This window comes from Neorhizobium sp. DAR64872/K0K18, from assembly GCF_050500175.1.
GTDB classification, from domain to species: Bacteria; Pseudomonadota; Alphaproteobacteria; order Rhizobiales; family Rhizobiaceae; genus Neorhizobium; species Neorhizobium soli.
In genome coordinates, this window is record NZ_CP191446.1 from 1,591,545 (window position 1) to 1,608,825 (window position 17,281).

At 59.5% G+C, this 17,281-nt stretch carries 16 protein-coding genes and 2 riboswitches; of the genes, 6 read left to right on the plus strand and 10 right to left on the minus strand.

Annotated elements, in window-relative coordinates; all coding sequences use genetic code 11:
• The first annotated feature begins 49 nt into the window (after positions 1-49).
• On the plus strand, positions 50-313 hold the full coding sequence (locus ACQY1P_RS13325; protein ID WP_062457099.1) for a hypothetical protein: 264 nt from the start codon (positions 50-52) through the stop codon (positions 311-313).
• Between the two features lie 104 nt (positions 314-417).
• Here the strand turns inward: ACQY1P_RS13325 and ACQY1P_RS13330 are convergent, their stop codons facing one another.
• The gene (locus tag ACQY1P_RS13330; protein WP_430256595.1) at positions 418-2,997 is read right to left on the minus strand and encodes an HWE histidine kinase domain-containing protein; all 2,580 of its coding nucleotides are present in this window, start codon (positions 2,995-2,997) and stop codon (positions 418-420) included.
• Positions 2,998-3,018: 21 nt separating this feature from the next.
• On the minus strand, positions 3,019-3,834 hold the full coding sequence (locus ACQY1P_RS13335; protein ID WP_430256596.1) for a helix-turn-helix domain-containing protein: 816 nt from the start codon (positions 3,832-3,834) through the stop codon (positions 3,019-3,021).
• Positions 3,835-4,161: 327 nt separating this feature from the next.
• On the opposite strand from ACQY1P_RS13335, the gene dusA reads away from it, so the two are divergent.
• Positions 4,162-5,169: a tRNA dihydrouridine(20/20a) synthase DusA gene (gene dusA / locus ACQY1P_RS13340; protein WP_430256597.1), complete on the plus strand. Its 1,008-nt coding sequence runs from the start codon at positions 4,162-4,164 to the stop codon at positions 5,167-5,169.
• Between the two features lie 150 nt (positions 5,170-5,319).
• Positions 5,320-7,677 carry a bifunctional diguanylate cyclase/phosphodiesterase gene (locus ACQY1P_RS13345; RefSeq protein ID WP_082476295.1) on the plus strand — a complete coding sequence of 786 codons (2,358 nt, stop codon included), beginning with the start codon at positions 5,320-5,322 and terminating at the stop codon, positions 7,675-7,677.
• A 9-nt stretch (positions 7,678-7,686) separates the two neighbouring features.
• Here ACQY1P_RS13345 and ACQY1P_RS13350 read toward each other — a convergent pair whose 3' ends face one another.
• Positions 7,687-8,289 carry a TetR/AcrR family transcriptional regulator gene (locus tag ACQY1P_RS13350; RefSeq protein WP_430256598.1) on the minus strand — a complete coding sequence of 201 codons (603 nt, stop codon included), beginning with the start codon at positions 8,287-8,289 and terminating at the stop codon, positions 7,687-7,689.
• 148 nt (positions 8,290-8,437) lie between these two features.
• On the opposite strand from ACQY1P_RS13350, the gene ACQY1P_RS13355 reads away from it, so the two are divergent.
• Positions 8,438-8,827, plus strand: a complete 390-nt coding sequence (locus ACQY1P_RS13355; protein ID WP_430256599.1) for a RidA family protein — start codon at positions 8,438-8,440, stop codon at positions 8,825-8,827.
• Positions 8,828-8,868: 41 nt separating this feature from the next.
• Here the strand turns inward: ACQY1P_RS13355 and ACQY1P_RS13360 are convergent, their stop codons facing one another.
• The 7 genes from ACQY1P_RS13360 to gcvT all read right to left on the minus strand — a co-directional run bounded on the left by ACQY1P_RS13360 (position 8,869) and on the right by gcvT (position 15,031).
• A complete protein-coding gene (locus tag ACQY1P_RS13360) occupies positions 8,869-9,126 on the minus strand; it encodes a hypothetical protein (protein ID WP_062457086.1) in 258 nt (85 codons plus the stop codon).
• Between the two features lie 196 nt (positions 9,127-9,322).
• Complete coding sequence (locus ACQY1P_RS13365) at positions 9,323-9,547, minus strand: hypothetical protein (RefSeq protein WP_062458069.1); 225 nt, start codon at positions 9,545-9,547, stop codon at positions 9,323-9,325.
• Between the two features lie 117 nt (positions 9,548-9,664).
• Positions 9,665-9,910 (minus strand): 30S ribosomal protein S21, encoded by a 246-nt coding sequence (gene rpsU / locus ACQY1P_RS13370; protein WP_062457083.1) that lies wholly within the window; start codon positions 9,908-9,910, stop codon positions 9,665-9,667.
• 233 nt (positions 9,911-10,143) lie between these two features.
• The gene (locus ACQY1P_RS13375; RefSeq protein WP_062457081.1) at positions 10,144-10,353 is read right to left on the minus strand and encodes a cold-shock protein; all 210 of its coding nucleotides are present in this window, start codon (positions 10,351-10,353) and stop codon (positions 10,144-10,146) included.
• Between the two features lie 227 nt (positions 10,354-10,580).
• Positions 10,581-13,454: an aminomethyl-transferring glycine dehydrogenase gene (gene gcvP / locus ACQY1P_RS13380; protein ID WP_430256600.1), complete on the minus strand. Its 2,874-nt coding sequence runs from the start codon at positions 13,452-13,454 to the stop codon at positions 10,581-10,583.
• Entirely contained in the window at positions 13,451-13,813 is a 363-nt protein-coding gene (gene gcvH / locus ACQY1P_RS13385; RefSeq protein WP_062580646.1) for a glycine cleavage system protein GcvH, read from the minus strand. Before gcvH ends, gcvP begins: the two co-directional genes overlap by 4 nt.
• An 81-nt stretch (positions 13,814-13,894) precedes the next feature.
• Positions 13,895-15,031: a glycine cleavage system aminomethyltransferase GcvT gene (gcvT, locus tag ACQY1P_RS13390; RefSeq protein ID WP_430256601.1), complete on the minus strand. Its 1,137-nt coding sequence runs from the start codon at positions 15,029-15,031 to the stop codon at positions 13,895-13,897.
• 84 nt (positions 15,032-15,115) lie between these two features.
• Positions 15,116-15,200: riboswitch (glycine riboswitch) on the minus strand.
• Positions 15,201-15,287: riboswitch (glycine riboswitch) on the minus strand.
• Positions 15,288-15,460: 173 nt separating this feature from the next.
• Between gcvT and ACQY1P_RS13395 the strand changes: the two genes are divergently transcribed.
• Positions 15,461-16,006: a copper chaperone PCu(A)C gene (locus ACQY1P_RS13395; protein WP_430256602.1), complete on the plus strand. Its 546-nt coding sequence runs from the start codon at positions 15,461-15,463 to the stop codon at positions 16,004-16,006.
• Between the two features lie 72 nt (positions 16,007-16,078).
• Positions 16,079-17,281 (plus strand): GNAT family N-acetyltransferase, encoded by a 1,203-nt coding sequence (locus ACQY1P_RS13400; RefSeq protein WP_430256603.1) that lies wholly within the window; start codon positions 16,079-16,081, stop codon positions 17,279-17,281.

Consider the following 17,281-nt stretch of genomic DNA (forward strand, 5'->3'; position numbering starts at 1 on the left):
TGAGCTGGCGTCTCTCTAAAGACAGCACGAAAACGAAGGTTCTTCACCGATGACGAAACAGCCCAAACTCGAACATTCAGAATTCGCCGGTGAGTTCGAAGACGATGGCGTCACCGTGCTCGTTGATATCTATCGCCCGGCCGATACCAATGGCGACTGGACGCTCGAGGTCATCAGCCAGACGGAAGTCGTGACCAGCTGGGAAGAGACGTTCGCGACCGACAAGGACGCCTGGGAAGAATTCCTCGCCACCGCCGAACGCGATGGCATCAAAAGCTTCCTCGAAGAGGACGACGGACAGTCGGTTCACTGAACGGGCTGTCATGCTGGCAACCTGCCGGTTGAGGTCATTGACCGCAGTGGGAGCAGGGAACGTCGTTTCAGAGCGGATGAATGACTAGAGCGCGAGCACTTTCGTCAGCCACCTTCGACAGTCGCTTTCGTCAGCACCTGTTGCACGGCGCGCGCAAGATGATCACGCTCATAGGGCTTCTGGATGACGACCTCACTTTCCTTTCTGCGCGCGATCGCCAATTCGTTGCCGTAGCCGGTCGCGAAGATGAACGGCGTTCCGGCTTGCCCGAGCTTGGTCGCAAGATCGAAACTTGTGCCGCGACCGACATTGATGTCCAGCATAGCGAACTGGAAACTCTGCTTGGCAAGCAACTGTTCGGCTTCGGCAATAGTGGAGGCGAGGTGAACCTGAACCGCGCCCAGCTCGTACAGCATGTCCTCGGCCTCCAGTGCGATGAGCATGTTGTCCTCGACCAGCAGAACCTGAGCATCGTGCAGTAGTTGCTTTGGGGGGAGGCCGGTTGCTTTCAGGGTATCGGGCTCAATCATCGTCTGCGTCGGTGCCGGGTCTTCAGGCGCAATGATCACATAATTCAGCGGGATGAAGAAATCCGCTTCCAACCCGGCCAGCAGGAAGCGGACCTCTGCCGTTCCCTTCAGATCGAACGGAATCGTTTTCTCGACGATGACAGACCCAAACCCTCGCCGTGTCGGCGCAACCACGGCCGGGCCGCCGATTTCCTTCCATTTGATGTAGACGCCTTCGCCGTCGACCGAGTCGACGGTCACCTCTATGCGGCCGTTTGCCGAAAGCGCGCCATGCTTGCAGCTGTTGGTGACGAGTTCATGGACGACCAGCGCAATGGTCGACATCGCCTGTGGCTGCAGCAGAACGTTCGGCCCCTTCAAGGTAAATCGACCGCGTACGCCATCATGTGCCGCGATCTCATCCTGAAAGATGCCGGCGAGCGGCGCGGGGCCCCAGCTCTGGCGCGTGACGCGGTCATGGGCTCGCGCGAGCGCCTGCACCCGTCCGCCGAGCGATTCGACATAGCTCGCGACATCAACGGCCGTGTGGCTTGTCTTCGTCATGAGACTGCGGATCAGGGCAAGGATGTTGCGGACGCGGTGATTGAGTTCGGCAATCAGCACTTCCTGACGTTCGGAAGCACGTCGTCTCTCGTCGCTGGCGCCGTCCGAATAGCGCAGGATGACTTCGATCAGTGCCTGTCTGATCGCTTCGCCGATGCGCTGATCGCGATCGGAAAAAGGGTTGGATTTGCCGCGGACGAGTTCGGCGAATGCTGCGAAGCTTTTGCGGGGCGATATGCGTTCGCTCTCGGTGCCTGCTTCCGCTGGCTTTGCAGGATTGCCACCCCACCTGATCTCGCTCAGCCGCTCGCGGCGGAACAGCAAGATATAGTCGCGCGGAACCCGCGAGATGGGGATCGACAGCATGCCGGCGGCGCGGTCCGCTGTCTCGCTGCACGGCGCATGGACCGAAGCCAAGTTGTCGGTCGTGAAGACCCGGCTCGGCGAGGCGGCGTTCAGATGATGGGCCAGAGAGATGACATTATGTTCCGACGGCGTGGCGCCGTGAAGATGAGCTTTGCCGCGACGGTAAATTGCGACACCATCGCAATCCAACATGTCGCGCGTCATGTCCTGCAGCCACTGAGCATCTTCCATCAACGATTCGTCACCAGCAATCATCGTAATGACGCGATCAGCCAAAGCACGTGCGCGATGCTCGTGCTCCTCGCTGCCGCGCCGCAGACGGCTCTCCAGCATCATCGAATACATCGCGCCGAACAGTTCCGATGCCGTCCGCATGATGAAGCTCGGCAGGCGCGGTCCATTGGCATGGCATGCGATAAGCCCCCACAGCTTTTCCTCGACGACGATCGAAATGGATAGGGAGGCACCAACCTCCATGTTGCGCAGATATTCGATATGAACCGGAGACACGGCGCGGCTGATCGACATCGACAGGTCAAGCGGTGGCGTGACCGCGTCCGCGGGAGGCAGTAACGCCACGGTTGGTGCCGCGACGTCGGCTATGATGCGGAAAGGGTTGCGCAAGTACAATTCGCGCGCTTGGCGTGGGATATCCGACGCGGGATAATGAAGCCCGAGGAAGCTATCCACCCCGGCGCGTGTTGATTCCGCGATGACTTCGCCATGACCGTCTGTGTCGAACCGATAGATCATCACTCGATCAAAGCCGGTGATCGCCAGGACCTGTCGGACCGCATCTCTGTGGAATTTCTCGATTGAAGGAACTTTGGTCAGACGCGCAGCCATTGCGCGAACCATCGAAGCCGCCTCCACCCGTTCGGTCTTCTGTGTCCGTTCGCCTTCGACAATCAAAAGATCGCCCTGAAAATGGATCGACAGATCGACGTTGGGCAATCCCTGCACCAGCTTCACGTCGAAGATTCTCTCTCCTGTCGTTGACGCCAAAATCGCCATCCGGTTCCGGATGTCGTGGAGCGCCGTCTCACTGATCCACGTGTCGAAGCGCGTGCCCAGGAGTTTCTCCGGTTTGACGTTGAAGAATGTTTCGCAGTTCTCGGATACGCGAACGATCGTCCAGTCGTTCGACATCGCAACGAGGAACGCGAAATTCTGGATCTCTTCGAGTTGCGTGATTGGCTCCCTATCGCAGACGATCAGACTGGCATCTGTGTACTCATAGCCCATTGGTGGCCCCCGCCATTTTGCCTAACGTTGCAGACGATATTTCAGCGGCGAGGTCCCCATCACCTCATGAAACGCCCTTCGAAACTGTGGTGTGCCCTTGTACCCGACTGCCCCGGCAATCGCGTCGATGGGCAGGTCAACCTGAGCAAGGAGCGTGACAGCTCGCGAGATGCGCCGCCGTTGAACAAACGAGTGTGGATTTTCCCCGGTCGTTGCCTTGAAGGCGCGGGAAAAATGAAAACGGCTGAGCCCGGCAACAGCGGCCAGCTCGGCCAGGCCGACTGTTGCCTGCAGATGCCCCTCCACGTAATCCGTGACCGCGGCGATCTGTCGGTCCGACAGACGCCCCTGCCTGTCGGCCATGACCCCAAAAACCTCAAGCGATGCCAGCAGGCAGACGCTCTCCGCGTGGAGCTCGTCCACATGAGGTGCCCTGAGAACCGTTTCAAGCTTCTTGAGTGTGACGCGTAACTGTGGATCGCGCGAGTAGGCGAACGGCGCAGGATCCCGCTCGGAATATCTACCAGCCAGATCTTCACGGATCGCCTTTGGATCGAAATACATAGCGACAAATCGGTTGGTTCGTGGCTGAGGCTGGCACCAACCCTCGATGCCGCAGCCTTTGGGCACGAAGGTGATCGTGTCGCGCAAGTCCTTTTTATGGAGCGTCGGAAGACCGTCCACGCTCAGCTCACCATCAGTGAGAGTGATGTCGTGCAGTGCGAGATAGTGGTTCTCGCCACGGCTTCTGAAGTCATAGGGTTCAGCACCGCTCAGCTCGACATACTCGGCCGAAAATCCGTTCAAGTCGAACGCCGCCCGTGCGACATGCGCCATGGCCGGCTCTGCAAAATCTATCTCAAGACCGCGAGAAGAACTCATATGTCTGACTAGCACGCATTTTGCTCGGATTAAACAAAATTTGCTACTGAAGGGTAGGGCTTGCACCTTGGTTGGCGACCTCTCACCTTCGCTGGCATCTCGGCCGTCCAGAGCCGACTTCCCTGTAGAAGAGGCTTTTACCTCAAGACTTAGTCCATCTACGCTCCAGCCGGTTCCAATCCGCACCAACCTGACGACAACGCATTTTTGCCGTTTGTCTTTCGCCAGGCTCAAAATCTTGTTATCCGTGCAGCCACGCACCGGAATAGCCGCTCGGAAACCATGCCAACGCATCCTCATAAAAAAGTCTTCGCCGTCGCGCCTATGATCGACTGGACCGATCGTCACTGCCGTTTCCTGCACCGGCAGCTGTCGTCGCGCGCGCTTCTTTATACGGAGATGGTCGTCGCCGATGCGATCATCCATGGGCCGCGGGAGCGGCTCTTGTCCTATTCGCCGGCAGAACATCCTGTTGCCTTGCAGCTCGGCGGCTCGAATGCGGAAAAGCTGTCCGAGGCGATCCGGATCGCCGGTGACTACGGTTACGACGAGATCAACCTCAATGTCGGATGCCCCTCGGACCGGGTACAGTCGGGGACATTCGGTGCCTGCCTGATGCGCGACCCCGCGCATGTTGCAGACCTCGTCACAGCCATGAAAAAGGTTTCACAGGCGCCTGTGACCGTCAAATGCCGCATCGGCGTTGATGATCAGGAGCCGGCCGACGTCCTGCCGGACTTTCTCGCGCGAATGATTGGTGCCGGTGCCGACGCGATCTGGATCCATGCCCGTAAGGCCTGGCTGCAGGGACTGTCGCCGAAACAAAACCGCGAGGTTCCTCCACTGGATTACGATCTCGTCCATAGGATGAAGCGTGAGAACCCGGATGTGTTTCTGGGGATCAACGGCGGTATTGCCGATCTTAAGCAAGCTGCTGAACACCTTGAGGTGATGGATGGCGTCATGCTCGGCCGCGCTGCCTATCACAACACCGGCTTGCTGGCGGGCGTCGATGCGCTTCTGGATGGAAGACTTGAGTATCCAGACCCTGACTGGCTGGCGCTGCGCGACGCGATGATTGCCTATGCGGATCAGGTTATCGCCTCCGGTGGCAGATTGCATCACGTGACGCGTCACATGGTTGGTCTGTTTCAGGGCTATCCCGGTGCGCGTCGGTTCCGCCAAATCCTGTCGTCAGAGGCGACGAAGCCTGGCGCTGGGACCGAAATCCTAACCGCTGCGTTCGCGGCGGTGGATTTGAGCTCCGGGCTTGAAAAGGCGGCCGGATAAGCCTTTTGGGATCGATATCCCGTACCCAAGGCGCGTTCTTGGACACGTGCATGCCGCCACTGTATATTATTATTTCCTTAAATATTAACACCTAATGTTTTGCTGACAAGTCGATGAAATTGTTCGTCGTGCGTTCTTGTGGTGGCATCCATGTTTCGAGTTCTCGAATGCGTCGTGGTTCAGCATGATCGAAGCACTGTTCTTCTCGCGGCCGGCATCTGCGTCGTCGGCATGCTCGCATTTTTTCTGATCCATAGACGGGCGATCGAGTGCAACGAACGTCGGCGGCGGATCTGGCTCCTTGTCGCCAGCGCCACGGGCGGGCTTTCCATCTGGTCGACGCATTTCGTGGCAATGCTCGCCTACCAGGGCACGATAGCGATCGAATTCGAGCGCGTCCTCACCCTTGTATCGGCTCTGACTGCCGTCGCCGGCTTCTGGTTGGCGCTGCAGATTGCCGATCGATCGAAGACGGTTTCTTCGCTCGCAGCCGGCATGGTCGCCACCGTCACGGTCGCCGCCATGCACTTGATCGGCACCGAAGCGATCCGTGCCGCGGCAACGACCCGCTACGAAATGACGCCCATCTTGATCGGCTCTGTTGTCTCTTTCTCTCTCTTCACCGCGGCGTTCGCCTCCACGACGCTTCGAAGAAGCACCCTGCGCCTGATCTGTGCAGTCGCTGCCAGTGTTGCTGCCATTTGCATCCTGCATTTTACTGCGATGTCGGCGACCGAGCTGATCCCCGATCCGACGCTTCCAGAGGCCTCGCTCGACGGTGGCGGGCGGATCTGGCTCATTGGCGCGGTTTCGATCGTCATGAGTGTGATCGTGCTGACGACTGTTGCTGCGAGCTTCATCGACCGGTACCTGACGGATTTGCGTGGCTTTGCCAACGCGACCCTCGAAGGCCTCGCGGTGGTTCGCGATGGCCGCGTCATCGAGACCAATGCTCGCTTTGCCGACTTGCTGTTGCTGCGCGACCGCGACATCCTCGGCCGAGATCCCGACGATCTGCTGGCTGCAGCCGACGGTCTTCCGCTGACGGCTCAAAGGAATTCCGCAGTCGCTGCCACGCCGAAAGTGACGGACCGTGAGGTCTTTCTGGAGGTTGCCGTCCATACGATCGAGTATCGCGGTCGCTCCTGCCAGGTTCTGGCTGTCCGCGATCTGACCGAGAAGCGCATTGCGGAGCGCCGCATCGAACACATGGCTCGCCACGACGCTTTGACTGACCTTCCCAACCGTACGCTCTTCAACGATCGGCTCGACGGTGCCTTGAGGACGGCTGCACTTTCCGGCGATGTGCTGGCGGTGCTTGCCCTTGATCTCGACCGCTTCAAGGCCGTCAACGATGTGTTCGGCCATGCAGAAGGCGATCGTGTCCTGATCCGGGTCGCCGATATCCTGCGGCGCTGTGTCGGTCCGGCCGATACGCCGTCCCGCATCGGCGGCGACGAGTTCATCATTCTCCAGACAGGCGTCGAACAGCCGGCGGGCGCAAACCTGCTCGCCGAGCGTATCCTCGAAACCTTCCGCACCGAAATGAATGTTGCACTCGATCCCACCGCCGTGGGCGTCAGCATCGGCTGCGCGGTTTATCCGGACGACGGAGAAACGCCTGATGACTTGCGCAATGCGGCCGACATGGCCCTCTACAATGCGAAGTTCTCGGGACGTGGTACGGCAGCATTCTATTCCGCGGCAATGGACGCAGAGCTGCGCGAGCGGCGCGAGATCGAGAGCGAGTTGCGCTACGCCGTACTGCGGTCGCAACTCAGCATGGTATTCCAGCCACTCTTTGATGCCACAAGCGGCCTCTGCTCGGGCTATGAGGCCCTGATGCGGTGGAAGCATCCGCAATGGGGCAATGTCTCACCGAGCGTCTTCATTCCGGTTGCCGAGGAAACCGGCATCATCGTGCCGATCGGTGAATGGGCGATGCGCGAAGCCTGCAGGGTCGCCAGTACCTGGGATGACGGCCTGGCGGTAGCGGTCAACGTTTCGGCCATCCAGTTTCGCTTCCCGAACCTTGTCGACATGATTGCGTCGGCACTGGATGAGAGCGGCCTGGAGCCCCACCGGCTTGAACTCGAGATCACAGAGACCTCGCTGCTCAAGGATCGCGACACGACGCTCGCGACCTTGCTCCGGTTGAAGGCGCTGGGAGTCCATGTGGTGATGGATGACTTCGGCACCGGCTATTCGTCGCTCAGCAACCTGCACAGCTTCCCCTTTGACAAGATCAAGATCGACCGCAGTTTTATCAGCGAGATGGAGGAAAGCGACAGCGCCCGTGCCATCGTCAAAGCCATCATCGGGCTCGGCAAGAGCCTGGACTTGCCCGTCGTCGCGGAAGGCATCGAGACCTTCGGGCAGCACCGGATGGTGGTCGAAGACGGCTGCGAACAGCTGCAGGGTTTTCTCCTCGGCAAGCCGAAGAGCGAGGGCGAAGTGGAGATCCTCTCAGGAATTCGCAATCTTCCGACTTATCGCCGTCGAGGTTGAGGTGGGCGATCATACGGGCTGTTTCGTCAGCAACCCGCTGGCAAGGTGACGGAACGCTTCGACGGCTTTTTCCAACACGGCCGGCGGATCGTCGGCCGCAGCGATCCACAGTGCGGCGTTGAGTGCCGCACCGTTGATGAGACGTGCGGCGGCTTCCGCATCCATGCTCCTGACTGTCCCTTCGGCGATGAGAGCGCTGATCGTGTCCGCCGTGGTGCGCAGACAGGCGTTCTGATTGGGCCAACGCGATGGGTCGCCGAGGACAGCAGGACCATCCAGCAACATGATGCGCTGAATTTCCGGCTCCAGCGACATCTCGATATAGGCGACCGCCTCGGCAAGAAAGCCGTCCCAAAGTGTCCCGCCGGCGTGGTTTGCGGCAGCACGCATCCGCCCCAGCATCTCGGAATCAATCTGATCGATCACCGCTTGTAAAAGACCCTTCTTGTCTCCGAAATTATGGTAGAGCGCACCCCGCGTCAGGCCAGCGGACGCCGTGAAGTCGTCCATGGACGAGCTGGCATAGCCTTTCTCGGCGAAGGACTTGCGCGCCGCGCTGATCAGCTTGACCCGCGTTTCTTCCATCATCGTTGTACGCTTGCTCGGCGCCATCGCTCACCCCTAAACCGGATTCTTACAGCAGTTGACATACGCAGCGTATCTGAGATACGTAGTTGCATACGGAGCGTATATCAAGATTGACGTGGTCAGGGAAGGCTCCTGCAACGCCGTGGACGCAACAACCGATTGGAGACGAGCTATGATCGAACGAGAAGCAATTTTCCCCGCAGGCCGACAGGCCCTTTACGACATCAACAAATACTCAGCCGCGATAAGGTCGGGGGATCTTCTCTTCGTGTCCGGACAGGTTGGCAGCCGTGATGACGGAACGCCGGAACCGAATTTTGAGAAACAGGTTCGACTCGCGTTCGACAATCTGCGAGCGGTTCTCGCAGCGGCAGGCTGCGGGTTCGACGACATCATCGACGTCACCACGTTTCACACCGACCCTGAAAATCAGTTCGGGACGATTCAGGCAGTTCGCTTGGGCATAATGGGGGAAAAGCCGTACCCGAATTGGACAGCGGTCGGGGTAAACTGGCTCGCGGGGTTCGATTTCGAGATCAAAGTGATCGCTCGTATCCCGTAATCCCGAGCGAGCCGCGATTGCAGCACGGTCAGGGCCCAATATCAGGCTACGGCGAGTTGCCGTAGCAATCGCTTCAATTCGACCGATTCCGGCAAAGGCTCGGGCGGTTCCGACTTGAGGTTGTTGCGATCATTCAGTTCAAACTGGTACCAGTTGAAAAGACCCGATGCGACAGTCTGAGCCTCCTCGCTCGACACGTCCACATGTCTTTCTTCGCACCAGGCTTCCAGGAATCTCTGAAGAAGTTCGAGATCATCCGAACCTAGCACGATCGCCGATGAGGCGTTGTCCTGACACATTCTACCCTCGCATCCTTGACAGGCACTCTCCTGATATCGGCATAGCCGGATGATCAGAAAAGACTGCGGGGCGTCTTTGAAAAGGCGACACCTGAGCGCTGCATCCCGGAGTATGCATGCGTCCCGCAGTGCAAGTTAACGCAGAACCAACGAATTGGTTCAATTCGGGAAAAGCAGTCGGGAGTAAAACGAAAGATTAGGAAGTCTTGACCGCGCGCTTGGTCTTCGTCGCCGCTTTTTTTACAGGGGCGGGGGCATCAGCGGTCTGCTGGAGCCGCAGAGCACGTAGTTTTTCTGTCTTCTTTTCACGAGCAATAACTTCGGCGTCCAGGATGTCACGCACCACGGAGTTGGTCTGCTCCGATTTGGCTTGTGCCGACATTTTCGCGGGCTTGAAGAACTGGTCCTTGGTCGCTGTCATGCTTTCCTCCTGGAAACGGCCGATGTCTGCCGTGGACCGCGAGAATGGCATAGACTGCCATCCTGCGATTGGTTGCGTGGCTCTGGCTTGTGCTCAAAACCACGCTCATGTCGGAGCCTAGCGGGCGCGAGCTACGATGACTTTTTTCTTCGGAGCCGGAAGCAGGCCTTCGCGCTGCATCTGCTTGCGAGCAAGCTTGCGCGCGCGACGGATCGCATCTGCTTTTTCACGGGCACGCTTCTCGGAAGGCTTTTCGTAAGCGCTACGAGCCTTCATTTCGCGGAAGATACCTTCGCGCTGCATCTTCTTCTTCAGGACGCGGAGAGCCTGATCAACGTTGTTATCTCTGACGAGTACCTGCAAAATATCTCCTTACGCGGCGAACCGCTATCTCTTGAAATTTGTCGGACGCGGGTTGATCGGGAAGCGATCTCACATCCGCTCTCTTTTCACCCATTCGAAGTTAAACCGTCTAGCACAGTAAAACCTCAGAATGGACGAAAAAACAAAAGGCCGGGAGATGAACCCCGACCTTCCACCATCATCGCCGCCTTCGTGCCAGTACATCCGTGGTCACGCGGGGCAATGACAAAACCTTAAGCAGCGCGCAGGTTGTCTGCGGAGCTCTTGCCAGAACGCTTGTCCTGGACGATTTCGTAGCTGATCTTCTGACCTTCGTTCAGGCCATTCATGCCAGCGCGCTCAACAGCGGAAATGTGAACGAACACATCCTGGCTGCCGTTGTCAGGCTGAATGAAACCAAAACCCTTGGTGCTGTTAAACCACTTTACAGTGCCGGTATCCATAACGATTTCCTTTCAATCGTAGTAAGTTGCCAACCCTGAAATACGGGGTCGGGGGTAGATCGACGTTGAGAGGAAATCAGAAAGAGCTCCAAGTTTTCCGGGAGCTGCGGACGAGTCGCTAGCAAAGTTCGATGAAACTCAAAATAGAGAATAATTGCACTTAAACAAGGGCTGCGCGAAAATATATCCCGGAGAGGCCCAAAGCCCGGGCCTCTCCGGTATTCGTGTTACTCCGCGGCCTCCGCGTAGTCCTCAAGCGGCGGGCAGGTGCAGAGCAGATTGCGGTCGCCATAGACATTGTCGACGCGGTTGACCGGCGACCAGTATTTGTCGACACGGAATGCGCCCGGCGGATAGCAGGCCTGTTCGCGGCTATAAGGACGATCCCATTCGCCGACCAGGTCTTCCACCGTGTGCGGGGCATTCTTCAGCGGGTTGTTGACCCTGTCCATGCGACCGTCTTCGATCGCACGAGCCTCTTCGCGGACTGCCAGCATCGCATCGCAGAACCGGTCGATCTCGGCCTTCGTTTCCGATTCCGTCGGTTCGATCATCAGCGTACCGGCAACCGGCCAGCTCATGGTCGGGGCGTGGAAGCCGCAGTCGATCAGGCGTTTTGCAACGTCGTCGACAGAGACGCCGGCCGAGGCGTTGAGCGGGCGGGTGTCGATGATGCACTCATGCGCGACGCGTCCGCTTGCGGACTTGTAGAGCACATCGTAGGCGCCCTTGAGCCGAGCTGCGATATAGTTGGCGTTGAGGATCGCAACCTTCGTCGCCTGCGTGAGCCCTTCGCCGCCCATCATCAGGCAGTAGGACCAGGAGATCGGCAGGATCGAGGGAGAGCCGAACGGCGCCGCCGAAACCGCACCTTCGCTGCCAAGTTCTCCGGCCCATTGCGGGTGACCGGGCAGGTGGCTTGCCAGGTGCGCCTTGACGCCGATCGGACCCATGCCGGGACCGCCGCCGCCATGCGGAATGCAGAACGTCTTGTGCAGATTGAGATGCGAAACGTCGGAGCCAATGTCACCCGGGCGGGACAATCCGACCATTGCGTTCATATTGGCACCGTCGAGATAGACCTGGCCGCCATTGGCATGGGTGATCTCGCAGATCTCCTTCACCGTCTCCTCGAACACGCCGTGTGTCGAAGGATAGGTGATCATGCAGCAGGACAGATTTGCCGCATGCTGCTGTGCCTTGGCACGGAAGTCTTCGAGATCGATATCGCCGTTCTCGAGCACTTTCACGACCACGACCTTCATGCCGACCATCTGGGCCGAGGCAGGATTGGTGCCGTGCGCGGAGGTGGGGATGAGGCAGACGTCGCGATGCATATCGCCATTGGCGATATGGTAGTTGCGGATCGTCAGCAGGCCCGCATACTCGCCCTGCGCACCGGAATTCGGCTGCATCGAGAAAGCATCGTAACCGGTGATCTGGCAGAGCTTTGCCGAGAGATCGTCGATCATCTCCTTGTAGCCGAGCGCCTGGTCGACGGGCACGAACGGATGGATGTCGGAAAACTCCGGCCAGGTGATCGGCAGCATTTCAGCCGTCGCGTTCAGCTTCATCGTGCAGGAGCCGAGCGGGATCATGGCACGATCGAGCGCCAGGTCGCGGTCCGACAGGCGGCGGATGTAGCGGGTCATCTCGCTTTCGGCGCGGTTCATGTGGAAGATCGGATGGGTCATGTAATCCGATTTTCTGAGAAGTGTGTTGGGCAGGCGGTATTCGACCGCGAAGTCCGACACGTTGAAGTCGCCGCCGAATGCGCGCCAGACGGCTTCCAGCGTTGCCGGGCGGGTGCGTTCGTCGAGCGACATGCCGATCTTGGTTTCACCGACCTTGCGCAGGTTGACGCCTTCAGCAACGGCCGCCCGCATGATCACACCCTGCATGTGGCCGACCTCGACGGTGAACGTGTCGAAGAACGTATCGGGTTCGATCGTGTAGCCGAGCTTTTCCAAGCCCTTTGCCATCAGCACGGCCTTCTTGTGCACGGCCTGAGCAATCGCCTTCAGGCCTTCCGGGCCGTGGAAGACGCCGTACATCGAGGCCATCACAGCGAGCAGGACCTGCGCGGTGCAGATGTTCGATGTCGCCTTCTCGCGGCGGATATGCTGTTCGCGGGTCTGCAGCGACAGGCGGTAGGCACGGTTGCCGCGGGCATCGACGGAGACGCCGACGAGGCGGCCGGGCATGGCGCGCTTGTGCGCATCCTTGACCGACATGTAGGCCGCGTGCGGACCGCCGTAACCGACAGGCACGCCAAACCGCTGCGACGAGCCGATCGCGATATCCGCACCCATTTCGCCGGGCGATTTCAGGAGCGTCAGCGCCAAGAGATCGGCCGCCATGGCGGCAACCGCACCGGTCTGGTGCAGGCGGGAAATCAGGCCGGAGAAATCACGGACTTCGCCATTGGTGCCGGGATACTGGAAGATCGCGCCGAATACATCGACCGGGTCGAGATCGGTCATCGGGTCACCGACGATCACGCTCCAGCCGAGCGGGGCCGCACGTGTCTCGATCAACGCGATCGTCTGCGGGTGGCAGGCGTGGTCGACGAAGAAGGCGGTTGCCTTCGATTTCGCCTGACGCTGGCAGAGCGCCATGGCTTCGGCAGCAGCCGTTGCTTCATCGAGCAACGACGCATTGGCGACGTCGAGGCCAGTCAGGTCGCAGATCATCGTCTGGAAGTTCAGGAGCGCTTCGAGGCGGCCTTGAGAGATTTCCGGCTGGTAGGGCGTGTATGCGGTGTACCAGGCTGGGTTCTCCAGAATGTTGCGCTGGATGACAGGCGGCGTCACGGTGCCGTAATAGCCCTGTCCGATCAGCGTGGTCAGCACCTGGTTCTTGTTGGCGGTCTCGCGCAGCTTGTCGAGCGCTTCTCGTTCGGTCAGCGCCGCACCCCAGGTCAGCGGGTTCTGCTGGCGGATGGAGGCGGGGACCGTGGCATCGATCAGCGCGTCGAGCGACTTGTAGCCGATGACCGCAAGCATATCGCTCATCTCCGTCGGGGAGGGACCGATATGGCGACGATTGGCAAAGTCGTACGGGTCGTAGTCGGTGAAGTGGAAGTCGGTCGAGTCGCTCATCCGATCAGTTCCTTGTAGGCAGCTTCGTCCATCAGCGCGTCGGCGTCGGCTACATTCTTGAGCTTCAGCTTGAAGAACCAGCCGGCAGCCTGCGGATCGGAATTGACGAGCGACGGGTCGTCGACGATCGCCTGATTGACTTCGGTGACTTCGCCATCGAGTGGCGAATAGACGTCGGAGGCTGCCTTGACGCTTTCGACGGTTGCGGCATTGCCGTCCTTCACCAGCTCGGCACCGACTTCTGGCAGTTCGACAAACACGAGATCACCTAGCTGCTCGGCAGCATGGGTGGTGATGCCGACGGTGGCAACGCCGTCTTCGAGTTTCAGCCATTCGTGTTCGGCGGTGAATTTCAGCATGGGAATGTCCTCTTAAGGAAAGCGTGAATGGGGATGACGTGGGGGGGAGGCCGGGGGTGGGGCCAGGCCTCCCGCGCGTGTTTATCGCTTGTAGGTCGGCGTGATGAACGGCAGCGCGGCCACCGTCATCGGCAGGTATTTTCCCCGGACTTCGGCGAAGACCTGCGTACCTGCTGCTGCATGACTGACGGGAACGTAGCCCATGGCAACCGGACCTTCGACCGTCGGGCCGAATGTGCCAGAGGTGACTTCGCCAAGTTCCTGCAGCCCGTCCGCATCGGCAAACAGTTTCGCATGCGAACGCACCGGCGCCTTGCCTTCCGGCTTCAGACCAACGCGGCGGCGGCTGGTGCCAACGGCCAGTTCGGCGAGGATGCGGTCCGCTCCCGGAAACCCGCCTTCACGATCGCCGCCGGCCTTGCGGGCCTTCTGCAATGCCCATTCGAGCGATGCCTCGATCGGCGACGTCGTGGTGTCGATGTCGTTTCCATAAAGACACAGACCGGCTTCGAGGCGCAGGCTGTCACGGGCGCCGAGGCCGATGGCTTCGCAATCCGGGTGCTCGAGCAATGCCTTGGCAACTGACACGGCATGGTCCTGCGGGATCGAGATCTCGAAACCGTCCTCGCCGGAATAACCGGAGCGCGAGATGATGCAAGCAACGTCGTGCAGCGGCACTTCGCGGACATCCATGAACTTCATTGAGGAGACGCCAGCCCAGAGCTCGGCCAGAACAGCTTCGGCACGTGGACCTTGGAGGGCGATCAACGCGCGGTCGTCGAGCAGGGTGACGTCGCAGTCCGGAAGGTGCGCCTTCATGTGCGCAAGGTCGGCATCCTTGCAGGCGGCGTTGACGACGACGAGAAGATGGTCGCCGCGATTGGTGATCATCAGGTCGTCGAGAATGCAGCCATTGTCGTCGGTGAAGAACCCGTAACGCTGACGGCCTTCCTTCAGCGACAGGATGTCGACCGGAACGAGCTTTTCCAGCGCAAGTGCTGCATCTGCATAGTCGCCGGACTTCGCTCTGACGATGACCTGGCCCATGTGGGAGACATCGAACAGGCCTGCGGCAGCACGCGTATGGAGGTGCTCCTTCATCACGCCGAGCGGATATTGCACCGGCATGTCGTAGCCCGCGAACGGCACCATCTTCGCACCAAGCGAAAGATGCAGCGCGTTGAGCGGTGTGGTCTTGAGAACTGAGTGATCGTCCAAAAAGGCGCCTCCAGGTTTTGGCGCTCGCTGAGTAAAATCAGCTCACACGCCGGCTCTGATCAGGGCGCGGTTACGCGCCTGTTTCGAGCCCCCTCTGTCCTTTTCGCCTGAGATTGTTATCCCTTCGGCGAGCCCCCGATGACGGTTGCTACTCTCCAGAGTTCCGGTTGGTCGCCCGTGGTCCTTTTGCCTGAGAGTTTCCGGGGCGGTTGCTCCTTCGGCACCGCATCGAAGCGGCTTCTCCCAACGGGTATGAGGTTCATTATCGAGGAGGCGACAGGTTTGACAAGGGGAGAATGTCGTCGTGACCAAGATTTTTGTCGCACACCATAGAGTTAGGCATCGCGACTGAGTGCCAAGGTTCAAGCTTTCCGGACGTTCAGGAATTTGCTCTACCCGTCGTCTTGAAAGACGATGGGAGGCGTTGTCATGAAATATCTTGCGACTCTGGCGCTGTGTGCAGCGGTGCTCGCGGCGGCGGCAGATCGATCCTATGCGCAGGCGGGAGATGCCGGTTCCGGGAATGGTGCCATGCACATGCACGGATCGTCAGATCCGGCGACCGCATCCGGCGCCTCAGTCAAACTCGGTATGCTCAAGATTTCAGGCGGTTATGTCCGCGCCATGCTTCCCGGCCAGCCGGTCGGCGGCTGCTATCTCGTGATCCGCAACACGGGCAGCGAGAACGATAGACTTGTCTCTGCCTCGTCGCCTCTGTCGCCTGCCGTGGAGATCCACGAAATGTCGATGCAGGGCCAGATCATGAAGATGCGTCGGCTCGATGGCGGCATTTCGGTCCCGGCCGGTCAGACCGTCGAGTTGAAGCCCAGCGGATTGCATCTGATGTTCACCAAGGTCGCGACGCCTTTCAAGCAGGGCGAAAGCGTTCCCCTGACGCTTAACTTCGAACACACCGGCAGGCTCGAACTCTCGCTTCCGGTCGAAGCTTTTCGTCCCGGTAACCAGCACAACTGATCACGCGCTATGTGATCGGGGACGTAATCTCTCGTTTAGCTCCACAAGCTATGCTCGCAGCGGGGCTAGCTCGTGGGGACGAAGATCGTGGATATTTCCAGTGCACCGGAAACAGACGTCGGTATTTATCGACGCCTCAGCACGCTTGCAGAAATCGACACGGTTGCCGACGCCTGGCGGGCCCTTGAAAGCCGGTGCGAAGACCGGCTGACCTATTTTCAGAGTTTCGATTGGTGCCGCGGCTGGGTCGCAGCCTTTGCCGGCAATGGCTCCGCGTTCGAATTCCGGATCGAGACTGTGTGGCGCAACGGCAGTCTCGTCGCAGTCTGGCCTTTGATGGTTCAGACCGTCAGCGGCATAAGGGTGTTGGAAAACCTCGGCGCACCCCACTCGCAATACTGCAATCTCCTGTGCGACGACGCCCATCTTGCCGGATTGCTGATGGGCAAGTTGCTCACCCGTATCGAGATGATGCCCGATTGTGATGTCGCGGTCTTTCACCCCGTTCCGCATCAATCCTCGCTGGGACTTCTGCTTCGCTCACAGCCGACGATCCGAGGCTACGGCGGAAGCAGCGCCGTGCTCGATCTCACGCAGTTTGCCGATTCGGACGCATACCGCTCGCACGGCGGCAAATTGAAGAAGCGCAATCGCAACCGTCGGCGCAACCACCTGGCGCGGCTCGGAGAACTCACCTTCGAGATGATCTGGCCCTCCGATCAAAGGTTTGCCGAATACGTTCGCGACTGTGCGGCGATGAAGCGGGTCTGGCTCCGCGAGACCGGGAGAAGCAGCAGCGGTTTTTCCTTCGATGGCCTGGACGATTTCCTGGCGAGCCTGACGGGTGATGCCGCGTTGCTAGAGGGTGCGTGCCTTTCGATCCTGCGGGCCGGCGATGTCACGGTGGCGATGGAGCTCGGCTTCGTGCGGGCAGGGCACTACTACGCCTATCTTGGCAGCTTCGACTGGAGCCTGCGGCATCTCTCCGCCGGCAAGGTGCAGATGGAAATGACAGTCTGCTGGCTGATCGACAACGGGATCAAGACCTACGATCTTCTCGGCGGCGATGGCGCCTACAAACAATCCTGGGCAAACCAGAAACTGTTGCTGAACGGCTATAGCCTGCCCTTCTCGTGGAAAGGGCGCCTCTACGCGCAGGCTTGGCTTCCGGTCATCCGTCCATTCGCCAAGCGGATGTATTTCACGATACCCGAAAGCTGGCGCCGCTTCCTCAGCGGCATTCAGGGTGTCGGACTTCTTGTACTCGGGGTCTGA

What these genes read in the sequence shown, in the direction of transcription:
- ACQY1P_RS13325 (WP_062457099.1), top strand. Translation starts at nt 50, where the DNA reads ATGACGAAACAGCCCAAACTCGAACATTCAGAATTCGCCGGTGAGTTC.
- ACQY1P_RS13330 (WP_430256595.1), bottom strand. Translation starts at nt 2,997, where the DNA reads ATGGGCTATGAGTACACAGATGCCAGTCTGATCGTCTGCGATAGGGAG.
- ACQY1P_RS13335 (WP_430256596.1), bottom strand. Translation starts at nt 3,834, where the DNA reads ATGGCGCATGTCGCACGGGCGGCGTTCGACTTGAACGGATTTTCGGCC.
- dusA (WP_430256597.1), top strand. Translation starts at nt 4,162, where the DNA reads ATGCCAACGCATCCTCATAAAAAAGTCTTCGCCGTCGCGCCTATGATC.
- ACQY1P_RS13345 (WP_082476295.1), top strand. Translation starts at nt 5,320, where the DNA reads ATGTTTCGAGTTCTCGAATGCGTCGTGGTTCAGCATGATCGAAGCACT.
- ACQY1P_RS13350 (WP_430256598.1), bottom strand. Translation starts at nt 8,289, where the DNA reads ATGGCGCCGAGCAAGCGTACAACGATGATGGAAGAAACGCGGGTCAAG.
- ACQY1P_RS13355 (WP_430256599.1), top strand. Translation starts at nt 8,438, where the DNA reads ATGATCGAACGAGAAGCAATTTTCCCCGCAGGCCGACAGGCCCTTTAC.
- ACQY1P_RS13360 (WP_062457086.1), bottom strand. Translation starts at nt 9,126, where the DNA reads ATGTGTCAGGACAACGCCTCATCGGCGATCGTGCTAGGTTCGGATGAT.
- ACQY1P_RS13365 (WP_062458069.1), bottom strand. Translation starts at nt 9,547, where the DNA reads ATGACAGCGACCAAGGACCAGTTCTTCAAGCCCGCGAAAATGTCGGCA.
- ACQY1P_RS13375 (WP_062457081.1), bottom strand. Translation starts at nt 10,353, where the DNA reads ATGGATACCGGCACTGTAAAGTGGTTTAACAGCACCAAGGGTTTTGGT.
- gcvP (WP_430256600.1), bottom strand. Translation starts at nt 13,454, where the DNA reads ATGAGCGACTCGACCGACTTCCACTTCACCGACTACGACCCGTACGAC.
- gcvH (WP_062580646.1), bottom strand. Translation starts at nt 13,813, where the DNA reads ATGCTGAAATTCACCGCCGAACACGAATGGCTGAAACTCGAAGACGGC.
- ACQY1P_RS13395 (WP_430256602.1), top strand. Translation starts at nt 15,461, where the DNA reads ATGAAATATCTTGCGACTCTGGCGCTGTGTGCAGCGGTGCTCGCGGCG.